We start from the raw sequence: 17,300 nt of genomic DNA on the forward strand, positions 1-17,300 counted from the left end.
ATTAATTATTTAATTTACAGGAAATAATTATAATTTGTATATTTTTACACATAATATTTTTATAAATAAATTTAAAATGGAGGATTTTATGAGTGATAAAGATAAGTTTTTATGCGATTTAAAAGATGAAGAAACTATAGAAATAAATTTAATGGTTATGAGGATAATTTTTAAAGATCCTAATAAGACAGTATGTATACTTGCAGATAAGACAGGAGAAAGCAAATCAAATATAGCTAGTAAAAAACAAGATATTAAGGAAGGTATGGTGCTAAAAGTACATGGAACAAAGGGCGTAAATTTAGATATTAGAAAATATGAATTTATTTCAGAGTACAATTTAGAAGACTATCTTCCAACAGTGAAGAGACCAATTGAAGATATAATGAATGAAATTGAAGAATACACAAATAAATATATAATATCTAGAGAAGGAAAAGCATTAAATGATTATTTTTTTAAAGATGAAAAGTTCTTAAATAAGTTTAAACGTGGAATTGGCGGTGTATCTATGCATCATAATTACATAGGGGGACTTGCTGAGCATACGTTAAATGTTATGTATTTAACTGCTATGCTATGCGAAAGATATGATTGTAGAAGACCTGAAATAGCAGTACTTTCTGCCAAACTTCATGATATTGGAAAGATATATGAACTTTACTATGAGGGTCCTTTTAGATATACACTACAAGGTGAGATGGAGGGACATATTGTAATTGGTGTTCAAATGATAGATCAGGCTGCTCGTGAAAATTCTTTTTCTTATAGTGATGATTTTATAAGTAGAATAAAAGGATGCATTACTCAACATCATGGTAAACTTGAATATGGATCTCCTAGAGATATGAAGATGGAAGAATCCTTTATAGTAAATTATGCTGATTCTATAGATGCTACAATGAATAAAATTAATCAATTAAAAGATAAGACTAAAAGTGGAACATGGTCAGAATATGATAGAAGAATTGAGACGAAGCTTTATTTATAGATATATAATAAAGTTTATGAAATAATAAATGAAACTTTAGATGATACACTAAGGGAGAATAATTATTATGTAGCAATAATAATTTATTAGCAGTATAATATAATAAAATAAATAATAAATAAACTGCTAGTTAAATATGGAGGATATAATATGTTAAATATAGGATGTCATTTATCTTCATCAAAGGGCTTTAAAAATATGGGTGAAAATGCTTTAAAAATTGGAGCAAATACATTTCAGTTTTTTACTCGTAATCCAAGGGGAAGCAAGGCAAAAGATATAGATGAAAATGATGTTAAAGAATTTTTAGAATTAGCAAAGGAAAATAATTTTTGTAAGATATTAGCTCATGCACCATATACATTAAATGCATGTTCAGCTGATGAAAGAAATAGAGAATTTGCAATAGAAATAATGGCAGATGACTTAAAAAGAATGGAGTATCTGCCTAATAATTTATATAATTTTCATCCAGGCAGTCATGTTAAGCAAGGAACAGAAGTTGGTATAGAGTATATTTCAAGTGCTTTAAATTCTATTTTAAAAAAGGATCAAACAACTAAAGTTCTTTTAGAAACTATGTCAGGAAAGGGAACTGAAGTAGGCAGAAATTTTGAAGAAATAGCTGAAATTATAAAACGCGTTGAATTAAAAGAACATATAGGGGTATGCCTTGATACATGTCATATTCATGATGCAGGATATGATATAGTAAATGATTTAGATAAAGTTTTAGATAAATTTGATAATATAATAGGATTAGACAAATTATATGCAATTCATTTAAATGACAGTAAAAATCCATTTGAAAGTCATAAAGATAGACATGAAACTATAGGAAATGGGTATATAGGATTAAAAGCTGTAACAAATATTATTAATCATCCCCAATTATGTAATTTACCATTTTTCCTTGAGACACCGAATGAACTTGATGGATATAAGAATGAAATAGAGTTATTAAAAAGTGTATATAAAGAATAATTTTTAGAAGGGTTCTATTAAGAATCCTTTTTTCTTTATTATTAAGCTAGGATAAATTTCATCTGAATCAAATATATATAGCTTATTATAATTTAATAATAATTGCATCTTAAATAAGAGATGTACAATGTATATTATTGATGATTTTTATATTTATATGTTATAATTGGATATAATATGTAAAGAAGAAGTTTTATTTAGAAGAATTATTTTATGTAATGTGATAATGTTAACTTTTTTTTAATAACTATTAACATAGCACTTTACAAATGGAAAAAAATGTATAATAATAAATATAAAATTATAATTTTTAAATAAGTTGTAGCTTTGTTTAATCTAATATAAAAATTTTAGGGGGATTATTTTTATGGAGAAAGAAATTAATAATTATAATAAGTTCATAAGTAAATGCTTAGCCACTTTTTTGAGTATGGTTTTAGCATTAAGTATAATATTTATTAATACTACAAATGTTTATGCAAAAACTTTAAGTTCTACATCAAGTGATGAATATGTATTAAAATTAATAAAAAGAGGTGGAACTACTGAAGAAATTAAAGGAAAAGATATAAATTTAAAATTCAATTCTACAGATCCAATATCAATTTCTTACGATGAACAATTATTGAGACAATGTATAGATAAATTATCTTGTTTAAATCCAACTAATGTAACTGAACCCAAAAGTTCAAAATTAGAATATAGAAATTATTCTTATATAATTACATCGGAAGTTATAGGAAGTAAATTAAATAAAGAAAAATTATATACTAATGTAGTTATGGCTATAAAGAACCAAGAGATTGAATTGAATTTAGAAACATTGGACTGTTATGAGCATCCACAATATACATCTAGTTCACCCGAGGTAATTTATGCAGCAGATACTATTAACAAGTATTTATCAACTAATATAACTTATAGTTATGGTGGAATGGTACAAGCTGTAGATAAATATAAAATAATAGATTGGATTTCAATAGATTCTAATTTATCAATAGTATTAAATGAATCTAAAGTTAGAAGTTTCGTAGAAGAACTAGCTAGTTCTTATAGAAATTCATTAGGAACTTCAATAAAAGTTGGTGGAGGATATTCTGGAAATAACCATGGATGGGCAATTAATGTAGATGAAGAAACTAAAAGATTAATAAGTCTTATAAAAAGTGGACAAACTCTAACTACTTATCCATCATATTATCAAACATCAGTAGCGGGATATTTTGATAATTTATCAGATACTTTTGTTGAAATAGATATGACTAATCAACATTTATGGTTTTATAAAAATGGATATTTGGTTACTGACAGTTCTATAGTTACAGGAAATATGAGTGCAGGTTATGCAACACCAAGTGGAATTTATAAATTATATTATAAACAAAAAGATACAGTACTAAGAGGTCCAGGATATGCTGCTCCAGTAAGCTTCTGGATGCCGTTTAACGGTGGAATAGGACTTCATGATGCGAATTGGAGATCGGAATTTGGTGGAGAAATTTATAAAAATGGTGGTTCACATGGATGCATAAACTTACCGTATAGTACAGCAAAATCTATTTATGATAATATAACACCTAAAACTACAATTATTTGTTATTATTAAATATAGGATAAAAAGTCTAATGTAGAATAAAACTACATTAGGCTTTTTTTTGTTTACATATATAAACATTCTATTAAAATATAATCTTTATAAAAAAAATAATTGACATTGAAAACGATATAGTATATTATATTGGTATAGACCAATTGGTATATACCAATATAATATACCAAGATGGGGGAGATAAGATTGAAAATAGTAGACAAAAATTTAAACATACCATTACATACTCAATTATCTTTGATAATTAGAGAGATGATAGAAAGTGGTGAATTAAAAGAAGGCAATTATTTAATGCCAGAAAGAGAAATTTGTAAGATTCAAAATGTTAGCAGAATGACAGTTAACAAGGCAATATTAAATCTTGTATCTGAAGGATTATTAGATAGGAAACAAGGAAAAGGAACGTTTGTTGCTTATAAAAAGAAAAAACATAAATTCCAAAAGTTACAAGGATTTACGGAAGTAATGAATGAAAAAGGGTTTACAGTAAAAAGTAAATTATTAAATTTTCACTTAGACTTTCAAAATAAAAGTATAAGAGAGAAACTAAATGTTAAAGATAAGGACACATTAATATATAAAATTGAAAGAATAAGATATATAGATGATGATCCTTTCGCATTAGAAATTGTTTATATATTAAAAGATATGTGTGAAGATTTGAATGAGGATTTAATAAAAGAAAATTCTTTATATACATTATATAGAGAAAGATATCATCACAAAACAAAGAGAGCAGAGCAAGTAATAAGTCCAATAATTATAGATGAATTTACATCTAATTTATTAAATCAAGAGAGTGATACATTAGCACTTAAAATAGATAGATTAGTATATACAGATAAAGAAGAAATAATGGAATATACGAGTTCAATATTCATAACAGATAAGCATGAATATGAAATAGTATTACATGAAAACTAAAAAAATTTGATAGGAAGGGTTGAATATGAAAGCAATAATAAACGGAATAATTGTAACTAAGAATGGAGTTTTAGAAAATAAGGTTCTTTTATTTGATAAAAAAATAATTAGTATGTGTGATGAAATACCAGAAAATTGTGAACTAATTGATGCAAAGCAAAAAATAGTGACGCCGGGTCTTATAGATATACATGTACATGGTAGTTGTAATTTTGATACCATGGATAATTCAATAGAAGCAATAGAAGCGATAAGTAATGGAATTTGTAAAAATGGTGTTACTTCATTTTTACCAACAACAATGACGATGAGTAAGGAACACATTTATAATTCTTTAAATACAATAAAAGAATGTATGGCAAATGGTACTGCTGGGGCAAAAGTCATTGGAGCTCATATGGAAGGGCCTTTTATAAATCCAATTTATAAAGGAGCACAAGATGCTAAATATATATTAAAACCAAATTTTCAATTTATAAAAAACTACACTGATGTTATAAAATTAGTTTCATATTCACCTGAACTAGATGATGATTATGAATTTACAAAGAAAGTTAAAGAAAATACTAAGATTATTTTATCAATTTGCCATAGTAATGCTTCATACAAACAAACCATGGAAGCAGTAAATTTAGGAGCTTCTAATATAACTCATTTATTTAATGCTATGACTCCGTTAAATCACAGAGAACCAGGGGTAGTTGGTGCTGCTCTTATGAGCAATACTTATTGTGAAATAATAGCAGATAAGATACATGTAGATAAGAATTTATTTCAATTTATATTAAATAATAAAGGAAAAGAAAAAGTAATTCTTATAACTGATAGTATGAGAGCAGGATGTATGAAAGATGGTAAATACGACCTTGGTGGACAAGACGTATATGTTAAAGGTGGTGCAGCTAGGTTAATTAATGGAACTTTAGCAGGTAGTATTTTAACTTTAAATAAGGCAGTTTACAATTTCTTTGAAAATACTAATTTGGAGCTTAATGAAGTTATAAATATGGCTTCGTTAAATCCAGCTAAATCTATAGGTATAGATGATAAAAAAGGAAGTTTGGAGATAGGAAAAGATGCAGATATATGTATTTTTGATGATGAGATGAATTGCCATCTTTCCATATCGGAAGGAAGGATTATTTTTAATAAATTAAATTAGAGGTGGGATAAGTTTATGAAAATATTAGTTTGTGAAAATTATGATAAGTTAAGTGAAAAAGCAGCTCAAATAATAATGAGCCAAATAACTTTAAAGTCTAATTCAATATTAGGTCTTGCAACAGGAAGCACTCCAATAGGAATGTATAGAAAATTAATTGAAATGTATGAAAATAAAATGATAGATTTTTCAGAGGTAAAAACATTTAATTTAGATGAATATCAAAATTTACCTATAGATAATAATCAAAGTTATCATTATTTTATGGATGAAAATTTATTCAATTATATAAATGTTAAAAGAGAAAATATTCATATACCTAATGGAATGGCTATTGATATTGAAAAAGAATGTATAGAATATGATGATTTAATAAAGAATACTGGTGGAATAGATATACAAGTATTAGGCATAGGAAATAATGCTCATATAGGATTTAATGAACCAACAGTAAGTTTTGAAAAGAAAACTTATGTAGTTGAATTAGAAGAATCTACTAGAATTGCAAATGCAAGATTTTTTAATAGTTTAGATGAGGTACCTAGTAAGGCAATAACAATGGGAATAGGCTCAATATTTGAAAGTAAAAAAATTATGCTTTTAGCTACTGGAGGAAATAAAGCAAAGGCTATATATGATACTGTTTATGGAAAAGTGACTCCAGAAGTTCCAGCTTCAATACTTCAATTTCATGATGATGTGGTGATTATATTAGATAAAGAAGCAGCAAACTTGTTAAATCCAGTGGATTATAATATAGTTTAAAAAATTTATTAGCACAATATAGTACTAAAAATATAATTCCAATATGGTAACTGAGTAATTAGTAGAATTAATAATGATACTAAAATTATTGGGAGATATTTAGATAAAACTTATTTTTATAAGGAGGAACAACTTATGATTAAATTTTTACAACGTATTGGGAAATCACTTATGCTTCCAATAGCATGTCTACCAATTGGTGGATTAATGCTTAGAATCGGTCAACCAGATGTAATTAATGCGTTAAGTTTCATACCATTTTTTAAAACAATATTACCTTTCTTTGCTTCAGCAGGAAGTGCATTATTTGATAATTTACCGTTGTTATTTGCAGTGGGTGTTGCTGTAGGATTATCTGATGACCAAAATGGTGCATCAGGATTAGCTGGAGTTATTACTTATTTAACATTAACTAATGTAACTAAGCAATATTGGAGTATGAATTATGCACCAGAAGTTGCTGCAACTTTAAAAATATCATTTTTGGGAGGTATACTTGCAGGAGTTATAGGAGGATTATCCTATAATAAGTTTAGAACTGTAAAGCTACCAGAGTTCTTAGCATTTTTTGGAGGAAGAAGGCTTGTTCCAATCATGTCAGGATTAATTGCATTTGTAGTAGCAATACCTCTTGGAATGATTTGGCCATCAATTCAAAATGGATTAGGAAATGCATCGGTTGGAATATCAGCTTTAGGTGCAGTTGGTGTAGCATTATTTGGTTTCTTTAATCGTTTACTAATACCTATGGGGCTTCATCATGTTTTAAATTCATTTTTCTGGTTCCAATTAGGAGATTATAATGGTGTTTCAGGAGATTTAAATAGATTTTTCCAAGGAGATCCTACTGCAGGACATTTTATGGCAGGATTTTTCCCAGTAATGATGTTTGGTATGCCAGCAATAGGACTTGCAATCTACTTTGCAGCTAAAAAAGAAAAAAGAAAAGCAGTATCAGGAATGTTAGTATCATTAGCGCTTACAGCTTTCTTAACAGGTGTTACTGAACCATTAGAATTCTTATTTATATTCTTATCACCAGTTTTATTAGTGGCACATGCTTTATTAACTGCTTTATCTTGTTTTATAGTAGATTTTATGGGAGTATTACATGGATTTACATTTTCAGCAGGATTCATTGACTATGCATTAAACTTTAATTTAGCAACCAATCCAATATTAATAATACCAATAGGACTTGGAATAGGGATTCTTTATTTCTTAATATTCTTTGTGTTAATAAAGAAATTAAATTTACCAACTCCAGGTAGAGAAGAAGAGGATGGTGAATTTACAGAAAATATAAATTTAAATACATCTGATGAAAACGTTTATGGAAGATATATAGAATATTTAGGTGGAAAAGAAAATATATTAAAAGTTGATAATTGCGCAACTCGTTTAAGATTAGAAGTAAAAGATTCAAGTTTAATTGATGAGAAAAAATTAAAATCTATTGGTGCTAGAGGTGTCGTTAGATTAGATAAAAATAGTGCTCAAGTTATAGTAGGAACTAATGTAGAATTTGTTGCAGATGGAATTAAAAACATAATGAGAGTTTAATTAAAATTAAAAATATAATTTAAAATATATAATAAGGAGTCGTAAGATACACGACTCCTTTAAATTACTTGAGGTGATATATAATGTTAGAGATAATAGGAATGACAGTGAATGATGCAAAAATTATAGAAGATTGTGGAGCTGATAGAATAGAACTTGTAAGTGCTTTAACAGAAGGTGGACTTACTCCAAGCTTTGGAATTATAGAAAGTGTAATAAAAAATGTTAAAATACCTGTAAATGTAATGATACGACATCACGCAAAGGGGTTTATTTATAGTGATGAAGAAGTAGATATAATGTTAAGGGATATTGATATAGTAAAAAAATTAGGTGCTAATGGTGTTGTGCTCGGAATGTTAGATAGAGATAAAAATATATCAGAAGTGCAACTTAGAAGAATTCTTAAAAATTGTAATGGAATAGATGTGACATTTCATAAAGCTATAGATGAAACAAATCCAATAGAAAGTATAAAAATACTTAAAAGATATAAAGAGATAACGAATGTACTGACTTCTGGTGGAAATGGTAATATAGTGAATAATATACCTATAATAAAAGAGATGATAGGAAATTCAGAGCATATTAATATACTTTTAGGTGGAGGATTAAACTTTAATAATATAGAAATGCTTAAGGAAAATACAGAATTTACAGATTTTCATTTTGGAACTTCTGTAAGAATTAATAATAGTCCATTTGAAGAGATTAGTGAAGAAAAATTAAAATGTTTAGTAAAAATCTTAAAAAAATAATTTGAAGTTATATTATTGAAAAGAACTAGAACAACTAATAAAGTATTTGTTCTAGTTCTTTTTATATATTAAGGTTTTTAAATGGGCTTATTTAAATATCATATTATTTTAAAGTACTCATTATAGAATATTTCGTTATTATTTTATGCTACTTGATGGATATTTATAAAATATTTAAATAATATTTTATATTGTAAACTATAAAAAGAAGATAGGTTGACAATATAGTGATATACAACTATAATTATTCACATATTTATGAAAATAGGAGAATTATAGTTATGAAAAAATCAAAAATTAGGAATATGAGTTATTGTGCATTATTTACAACATTAATTATAGCAGGAGCATTTATTCAAATTCCTGTACCGTTTATGGACTATTTTACATTGCAATTTCTTTTTGTTATTTTATCTGGAATGATTTTAGGACCTAAGTTAGGGGCAACGTCTGTGGGAACATATGTAATGTTAGGTTTATTAGGAGTTCCAGTGTTTGCAGCTGGAGGAGGAATTCAATATGTTTTTAGGCCAAGCTTTGGATATTTGATAGGATTTATTGCAGCATCATTTTTAGTTGGATGTGTAGTAAAAAAGATACAAGCAAAGAGTTTTAAGAAATATTTAATTTCAGCTTTAACAGGCTTTTTAACAACCTATTTTATTGGCATATTATATAAATTTATAATTTTAAATTTATATTTAAAAACACCAACATCATTAAGTATTATCATATTATCATGCTTTCCGTTAGATATACCAGGTGATATTGTATTATGTATAATGGGAGCTACATTAGCAAGTAAGATAAATCCAATTTTAAGGGGTAGGTACATTGAATATAGTAAATAAATATAAAGAAAAAGTTTTAAATGGAGAATTAATTTCTAAAGAAGAAGCTTTAATACTTTCAGAAGAAAATACATATGAATTAGCGTATTCAGCAGATGAAATAAGAAAAAAATTATGTGGAAACAATTTTAACTTATGCACAATTATAAATGGAAAGAGCGGAAGGTGTGGAGAAAACTGTAAATATTGTGCTCAATCTGCATATTTTAAAACTAATATTGAGGAATATGATATTTTAGATAGTGAATCAATAATAAAAAGTGCAATATCTAATTATAATAGTGGAGTTCACCGCTTTTCAGTTGTAACTTCAGGAAAAAAATTAAGTGAAAATAATATTAATAAAATATGTGATACATATGTTAAGTTAAAAGAAAAGTGTTCTATTAATATTTGTGCATCTCATGGATTATTAAATTATGAGGAATTATTAAAGTTAAAAGAATCTGGAGTAATTCGCTATCACAATAATATAGAGACATCCAAAAGTTTTTTTAAAAATATTTGTACTACACATACTTTTGAAGAAAAAATAATTACTATAAAAAACGCATTAAAGGCTGGTCTTGAAGTTTGTAGTGGTGGGATTATAGGCCTTGGAGAAACTATGGAAGATAGGATTGATATGGCATTTACATTAAAAGAACTTGATGTAAGTAGTATTCCGATTAACATTTTAAATCCAATAAGGGGAACAGCTCTAGAAAATCAAGAGATTTTATCTTATGATGAAATAATTAAAACATTTGCATTATTTAGATTTATTCTGCCAACAAGGCAAATTCGTATTGCAGGAGGTAGAGCGTTGCTTAACGATAAGGGGGAAAGACTTATGAAATGTGGAGTGAATGCGGCAATTTCAGGAGATATGTTAACAACATGTGGAATAAAAACTTCTGATGATATAAAAATCATAAAAGAGTTAGGATTTCAGGTATAGCTATGGCAAAAGGAGTTTTCATAACAGCTACTAACACTGATATAGGAAAGACTTATATAGCTGCTTTAATTATAAAAAAATTAAGAGAAGCAAAAATTAATTGTGGTTATTATAAGGCGGCACTTAGCGGTGCAGAAATTATAAACAACAATATTATAGCTGGAGATGCTAAGTATGTTTATGATGTAGCAAATATTAAGGGTAATCCTAATGAATGTGTAAGTTATATTTTTGAACAAGCTGTATCTCCACATTTGGCAGCTAAACTTAATAATGTAGAAATTAGCATGAACAAAATAATTTATGATTTTAATTGTAAATGTAATAAGGTTGATTATATTACAGTGGAAGGTAGTGGGGGAATAGTTTGTCCGATTTATGATGGTAAAAAGAAAATAATGTTAACAGATATTATAAAAAAATTTAAAATTCCTATTATATTAGTATCGGCTTCAGGTTTAGGTAGTATAAATGGCACTATTTTGACCTTGGAATATATAAAAAAACATAATCTTACTGTAAATTCAATAATATTAAATAATTATGATAAATCTAATATTATTCACATAGAAAATAAAAGAATTCTAGAAGAAATGACTAAGTTACCCATTTATACGTGTAAGAATTCTTCAAATGATATAGATATTTCTTTGAAAGATATTAAAAATTTTTATGGATGTATATAGAGTTAAATTAAGTATATTATAGAATCATGCTTATTTATACAAATCAATAATTATATATAGATTAAAGTTTTGATTCTGTTTTAAATATGTATTGATATATGCAATAGGCTAAGTGGCATTGTAGTTGGCTTTTAGAATTTTCGCCAGCTTTGATTATTCATATATCAATACTTTGATATAACTTAGAGCTCTATTTAGTATTAACTTCAACTGAAATTTCGGTTAAATAATTATTATAGCCTTTTACAGAGGCCTCATCTAAAATAAATTCTTCATAAGCATAACCACCAATATTAAGATTAAATCTATCTAAGAATGATAGTATTTTCTTATATGTAGAATCAATGTTTTCATAATTACCTTTATGATATGCTACTGCATATATTCCTTTTGGTTTAATAAAAGATGAAGGGCAATTTGTCTGTAAGTCTATTTTTGTATAAAGATAAGAATAGTTTTCTTTTACTCCTTGTAATATATTTTTACTATTAATCATAGCACCAAGGGAATAACTAGTATTCAATTTATTAGAAGTACAATATTTCATATGTTCGGATACTGATCTTAAGTATTCTTTACAACTTACGTTCTCTATAGATTTACTAATAATTAAATGCTCCTCTTCTTTAAATTCTAAGCTTATCTTTAATGGGTTAATTTCACATGCTTTTTGTGTCACATCAATTTTAGTTTGCATAAGTTTTTTTATTCTATTTAAATTTTCAATTTCATTATCTATTTCTAACATTTTATTTTTAAATAGATTTATTAATGAATCAGGTGTTCTATTATCAAGATAAGATTTAATATCTTTTAATGGCATATTAATTCCTTTTAAAATCATAATAACATTAAAGATTTCAAATTGATGATGTGAATAATATCTATAGCCATTTTTATCTTTTATCTCAGGCGAAAAAATGCCTATATCATCATAGTGAAAAAGGGTTTGCTTTTTAATATTACATAGTTTTGCAAATTCTCCAGTGTTAAAATATTTTTTTAATTTTTCACTCATTTTTTAATTCTCCTATTGACTATACGGTTACTGTATACTTTATTATTATATAATAATATTTCTATAAAGATTTTTCAATAATGTAAATTTTATATGGTAAAATTAAGAAATATATAAAATAATATAGTAGTTGTAAAATTAATATTAATAACTTGAACTCAAATATTATATATTAAAGTTAATGATATTTTAAAATAGTTCTCATATTTTAGTATAAATAAATTAAAATAAAACTAACTAACAATATAAATGTTTAATTAAATATAAGGAAGAGTTAGTACAAACTAATTAAGAATAATTTAAGATGCAATAATAGTTTTAATATTTTTGAAACACTATAATCAATAAAAATAGATGGGAGAAAATTATATAATGAAATTAATTTTAAAATATTTAAAAAATTATAAATTTCTAATAATTTTAAATGTAATATCCGTTTTTGGATTTGCTTTAGTTGAATTAGGAATTCCAACTGTTATGGCTAAAATTATTGATAATGGAATAACTAATAGTGATGTACAGTACATAAAAAATATGGGATTAGTTATTGTTTTAATTTCTATTTTAGGAGTGATAGGAACAATAATGCTTGGATACTGCTCAGCAAAGATATCTACAAGTATAACTAGAGATATGAGAAATGACATATTTAAAAAAGTACAGGGATTTTCACATAGTGAGTACAATAAATTTGGGGTTTCTTCCATGATTACAAGAACTACAAATGATGCGTATCAAGTTATGCAATTTACTAATACATTGCTTAGAATGGCGTTACTTACTCCTGTTATGTTTGGAGTAAGTTTGGTGATGATATTAAAGACTAATTTAAAACTATCATCAGTATTATTAATATCATTACCATTTATAATAGTTGGAGTTGTTATAATTGCAAAATTATCTCATCCTATATCAGAAAAGCAACAAAATAAATTAGACAAGTTAAATAGAATATCTAGAGAAAATTTAACTGGTATAAGAGTTATTAGAGCCTTTGGAAATGATGATCATGAGAGAGAAAGATTTTATGAAACTAATAATGAATATGCTAAAATATCAAAAAATTTATTCAAGCTAATGGCTGTATCGCAACCGGCATTTTTCTTATTACTTAATGTAGCTATAATCACTATCTTTTGGTTATCAAGTAATATGATAAATATAGGAACACTTCAAGTCGGACAACTAGTAGCATTTATAGAATATTTATTTCATGCTATGTTTTCAATGATGTTATTTTCAATGATATTTATTATGTATCCAAAGGCACAAGTATCTGCAAATAGAATTGAAGAAATACTAAAAGAAGAGCCAATAATAGAAAATCCTAAAAATGGTATTAAGAGTACAGAAATTAGAGGCCTAATAGAATTTAATGATGTTACATTTACTTATCCAGGTGGAGAAGAAGCCGTATTAAAGGATATATCTTTTAGTGCTAAAAAAGGTGAAACAGTAGCTTTTATAGGGAGTACTGGTAGTGGAAAATCTACTTTAATTAATTTGATTCCAAGATTTTATGATGTTACGGAAGGTAATATAAAGATAGATGGTATTGATGTTAGAGATTATGATTTGAATTATCTTCGTAAAAAGATTGGATTTATACCACAAAAAACATTATTATTTACAGGCAGTATATCTAATAATATTAAATTTGGTAAGAAAAATGCAAGTACCGGTGAAGTTGAATATTCAGCTAAAGTATCACAAGCTTATGATTTTATTTCACATAAACCTAAGATGTTTGATGAAATGATAACTGAAGGTGGAGCAAATGTATCTGGTGGACAAAAACAAAGATTGTCTATAGCAAGAGCTATAGTTAGAAAACCAGAAATATATGTTTTTGATGACAGTTTTTCAGCGTTAGATTTTAAAACAGATTCATTACTTAGAGAAAAATTAAAAGAAGAAACAAAAGAATCAGTAGTTTTAATAGTAGCACAGAGAGTAAGTTCAATAATGGATGCAGATAAAATTATAGTTTTAAATGAGGGAAAAATTGTTGGAATGGGTAAACACAAAGAACTGTTGAGTAATTGCAATATATATAATGAAATTGCCTCATCTCAGCTTACAAAGGAGGAATTAGCATAATGAAAAAATTTAAATATACAGTAAATAAGATATTCCCTTTTGTAAAACAATATAAAAAATCATTTATAGGAGCAATTTTATTAATAATAATAGCTGCAGTATTTACAGCTATTGCTCCTGTTGTAGAAGGGCTTATAATAACACAACTTACAAGTGATTCAATTAATATAGTTAAAGGAATTGACGGTGCAGCAGTAAATTTTAGTTATATTATAAAGGTACTTATAATATTAGGAATAGTTTATGTATTTAGTGCTTTATCAACTTATGCAGCTAGCTTTTTATTAACTAATTCTATACAAAATACAATGAGAGATTTAAGAAATGCAGTTCAAAATAAAATAAGAAAATTACCAATAAGCTATTTTGATAAAAATAGTCAAGGGGATGTATTAAGTAGAATTACTAATGATATAGATACAATATCTAATGCTCTTCAACAAAGTTTTAGTCAAGTAATTAATGCTATATTATCATTAACATTAGCAGTGATAATGATGTTTACAATTAATATTAAATTAGCATTACTTGCAATATTAATTATTCCTGCAAGTTATTTAGTTTCAAAGATAGTAGTATCAAAATCGCAACAACTATTTTATCATCAACAAAATGCATTAGGAAAATTAAATGGTAATGTTCAAGAAATGTATACTGGATTTAACGAAATAAAGTTATATGGAAAACAAGAAGATGCTATTAAAGAATTTTCAGATATAAATGAAGAACTTTATAAAACAGGATTTAAGGCGCAATTTATATCAAGTACTATGTCTCCGTTTATTTCATTAATAACTTACCTTGGAATTGCTGTCATAGGAGTTTTAGGAGCATTTTATTCTGTAGCTGGAACATTAACTGTAGGTAATCTACAAGCATTTATACGTTATATATGGCAAATAAATCAACCACTTTCACAAGTAACACAATTATCTTCTGCAATTCAAGCAGCATTTGCAGCTATAGAGCGTGTATTTGAAATATTAGATGAAGAAGAGCAAATTCCTGATAAGAAAAATTTCAAAAAGATAAGTGATCCTAAAGGAAATGTTTCTTTTGAACATGTTAAGTTTGGATACTTTGATGATAAACCTTTAATTACTGACTTAAATGCAGAAATAAAAAGTGGCCAAATGGTTGCTATAGTAGGTCCAACAGGAGCTGGAAAAACTACATTAATTAATTTATTAATGAGATTTTATGAAATTCAAGGCGGATCTATAAAAATAGATGGTGTAGATACTAGAGATATGAAACGTGAGGACTTAAGATCTATTTTTGGAATGGTTCTTCAAGATACTTGGTTATTTAACGGAAGTATTTATGAAAATATAGAGTATGGTAGATTTGAGGCAACTAAAGATGAAATTATAGAAGCTGCTAAGATAGCCAATGTACATCACTTTATTAAAACTTTACCAGATGGTTATGATATGTTTATTAATGAAGAGGGGTCTAATATATCTCAAGGAGAAAAGCAGCTGTTAACTATAGCTAGAGCAATAATATCTGATCCGGCAATCTTAATATTAGATGAGGCTACTAGTTCAGTAGACACAAGAATTGAGTTAATGCTTCAAAAAGCAATGAGAAATATAATGAAGGGTAGAACAAGTTTTGTTATTGCACACAGACTTTCAACCATTCGTAATGCAGATTTAATTTTAGTAATAAATGATGGTAATATTATTGAACAAGGAAACCATGAGGAATTAATGAAAAAAGGTGGATTTTATGAGAAATTATATAATAGCCAATTTTCTAATAAAGATACAATTTAAATATATAATGTAAATTAGAGGTGAAATTATGAAAAATATAAATTGGGCTATATTAGGACCAGGAACCATAGCAAATGATTTTGCACAGGCTATAGAAGAGGTGAATGGAAGTATTTATGGTGTAGGATCAAGAAATATAGAAAAGGCAAAGGAATTTGCATGTAAGTATAATGTTAAGAAGATATATGGAAACTATGAAGAGATGTTAAATGATGAAAATATTGATGTGGTTTATATATCTACACCACATTGTAATCATTATGAATATATAATAAAAAGTCTTAAGAATAATAAAAATGTATTTTGTGAAAAGGCAATAACAGTTAATGGTGAGCAATTAAAAGAAATAGCTGATTTAGCAAATAAAAAAAATCTAATTGTTGCTGAAGCTATGACTATATATCATATGCCATTATATAAAAAGTTAAGTGGACTTATAAGCAGTGAAAAATTAGGAAAAGTAAAGATGATTCAAGTTTCTTTTGGAAGTTTAAAAGAATATGACATTAATAACAGATTTTTTAGTCCAGACTTAGCAGGTGGGGCTTTATTAGATATTGGAACGTATGCATTATCATTTACTAGATATTTTCTTTCAAGTCAGCCAAATGAAATTTTAACAACAGCTAAAAAATTTGAAACTGGAGTAGATGAACAATCTGGAATAATACTTAAAAATTCAAATGATGAAATGGCTGTAATTTCATTAACAATGAGAGCAAAACAACCTAAAAGAGGTGTTGTAGCTTGTGAAAAGGGTTATATAACTGTTGAGAATTTCCCAAGAGGAGATAAAGCAACAATAACTTATCCAGATGGAGAGGTTGAGATTATAGAAGCAGGAGAGAGTAATAAAGCATTGATATATGAAGTTGAAGATATGAATAAATATATATTAAATAAGGGTAAATGCAATACATTAAATCTATCAATTGACGTTATGAATATAATGGATGAAGTTAGAAATCAATGGGGATTAAAATATTCATTTGAATAATAATATATAGATTAGAAATATTATAAAATTTTAATTTTTATATAAAAATAGAAATAAAGATTAAAAGAGGAAAGTGGGAGAGGTAATAAATAAATTTATTTTGAAATTTTTAAATATACTTTTTAAATTATAATTTTAAATTAGTACATCCCCACTTTCTACTAAAATATC

Annotated in this window: 15 protein-coding genes; 14 read left to right on the plus strand and 1 reads right to left on the minus strand. The window is 26.5% G+C overall.

The genetic code is table 11. From position 1 onward, the window contains the following. The first annotated feature begins 88 nt into the window (after positions 1 to 88). From NG901_RS11740 to bioD, 11 genes are all read left to right on the plus strand, one after another. Positions 89 to 991 (plus strand): 3'-5' exoribonuclease YhaM family protein, encoded by a 903-nt coding sequence (locus tag NG901_RS11740; RefSeq protein WP_252214779.1) that lies wholly within the window; start codon positions 89 to 91, stop codon positions 989 to 991. A 150-nt stretch (positions 992 to 1,141) separates the two neighbouring features. Next, a complete protein-coding gene (locus tag NG901_RS11745; RefSeq protein ID WP_252214781.1) occupies positions 1,142 to 1,975 on the plus strand; it encodes a deoxyribonuclease IV in 834 nt (277 codons plus the stop codon). A gap of 367 nt (positions 1,976 to 2,342) precedes the next feature. Further along, positions 2,343 to 3,581: a L,D-transpeptidase family protein gene (locus NG901_RS11750; protein WP_252214783.1), complete on the plus strand. Its 1,239-nt coding sequence runs from the start codon at positions 2,343 to 2,345 to the stop codon at positions 3,579 to 3,581. Positions 3,582 to 3,770: 189 nt separating this feature from the next. Next, complete coding sequence (locus NG901_RS11755) at positions 3,771 to 4,508, plus strand: GntR family transcriptional regulator (RefSeq protein WP_252214785.1); 738 nt, start codon at positions 3,771 to 3,773, stop codon at positions 4,506 to 4,508. Positions 4,509 to 4,533: 25 nt separating this feature from the next. Beyond that, positions 4,534 to 5,670 carry an N-acetylglucosamine-6-phosphate deacetylase gene (gene nagA / locus NG901_RS11760; RefSeq protein WP_252214786.1) on the plus strand — a complete coding sequence of 379 codons (1,137 nt, stop codon included), beginning with the start codon at positions 4,534 to 4,536 and terminating at the stop codon, positions 5,668 to 5,670. A gap of 15 nt (positions 5,671 to 5,685) precedes the next feature. Beyond that, positions 5,686 to 6,435, plus strand: a complete 750-nt coding sequence (gene nagB / locus NG901_RS11765) for a glucosamine-6-phosphate deaminase (RefSeq protein WP_252214788.1) — start codon at positions 5,686 to 5,688, stop codon at positions 6,433 to 6,435. Positions 6,436 to 6,570: 135 nt separating this feature from the next. Next, positions 6,571 to 7,998 carry an N-acetylglucosamine-specific PTS transporter subunit IIBC gene (gene nagE / locus NG901_RS11770; protein ID WP_252214790.1) on the plus strand — a complete coding sequence of 476 codons (1,428 nt, stop codon included), beginning with the start codon at positions 6,571 to 6,573 and terminating at the stop codon, positions 7,996 to 7,998. Between the two features lie 83 nt (positions 7,999 to 8,081). Continuing rightward, complete coding sequence (locus NG901_RS11775) at positions 8,082 to 8,756, plus strand: copper homeostasis protein CutC (RefSeq protein WP_252214792.1); 675 nt, start codon at positions 8,082 to 8,084, stop codon at positions 8,754 to 8,756. A gap of 281 nt (positions 8,757 to 9,037) precedes the next feature. Then, the gene (locus NG901_RS11780; protein ID WP_252214794.1) at positions 9,038 to 9,607 is read left to right on the plus strand and encodes a biotin transporter BioY; all 570 of its coding nucleotides are present in this window, start codon (positions 9,038 to 9,040) and stop codon (positions 9,605 to 9,607) included. Then, positions 9,591 to 10,547, plus strand: a complete 957-nt coding sequence (gene bioB / locus NG901_RS11785; RefSeq protein ID WP_252214797.1) for a biotin synthase BioB — start codon at positions 9,591 to 9,593, stop codon at positions 10,545 to 10,547. Before NG901_RS11780 ends, bioB begins: the two co-directional genes overlap by 17 nt. A 2-nt stretch (positions 10,548 to 10,549) precedes the next feature. Next, on the plus strand, positions 10,550 to 11,233 hold the full coding sequence (bioD, locus tag NG901_RS11790) for a dethiobiotin synthase (protein ID WP_252214800.1): 684 nt from the start codon (positions 10,550 to 10,552) through the stop codon (positions 11,231 to 11,233). 190 nt (positions 11,234 to 11,423) lie between these two features. Here the strand turns inward: bioD and NG901_RS11795 are convergent, their stop codons facing one another. Then, positions 11,424 to 12,251 (minus strand): MerR family transcriptional regulator, encoded by an 828-nt coding sequence (locus NG901_RS11795; RefSeq protein WP_252214803.1) that lies wholly within the window; start codon positions 12,249 to 12,251, stop codon positions 11,424 to 11,426. 372 nt (positions 12,252 to 12,623) lie between these two features. Between NG901_RS11795 and NG901_RS11800 the strand changes: the two genes are divergently transcribed. From NG901_RS11800 to NG901_RS11810, 3 genes are read left to right on the plus strand one after another with little or no spacing between them, the layout of a single operon-like run. Next, positions 12,624 to 14,351: an ABC transporter ATP-binding protein gene (locus NG901_RS11800; protein WP_252214806.1), complete on the plus strand. Its 1,728-nt coding sequence runs from the start codon at positions 12,624 to 12,626 to the stop codon at positions 14,349 to 14,351. Next, on the plus strand, positions 14,351 to 16,132 hold the full coding sequence (locus NG901_RS11805; RefSeq protein ID WP_252214815.1) for an ABC transporter ATP-binding protein: 1,782 nt from the start codon (positions 14,351 to 14,353) through the stop codon (positions 16,130 to 16,132). Before NG901_RS11800 ends, NG901_RS11805 begins: the two co-directional genes overlap by 1 nt. A gap of 28 nt (positions 16,133 to 16,160) precedes the next feature. Further along, a complete protein-coding gene (locus NG901_RS11810; protein WP_252214817.1) occupies positions 16,161 to 17,129 on the plus strand; it encodes a Gfo/Idh/MocA family protein in 969 nt (322 codons plus the stop codon). Positions 17,130 to 17,300 lie beyond the last annotated feature (171 nt).

Source organism: Clostridium sp. CMCC3677 (assembly GCF_023845585.1).
Classification (GTDB): domain Bacteria; phylum Bacillota; class Clostridia; order Clostridiales; family Clostridiaceae; genus Clostridium; species Clostridium aquiflavi.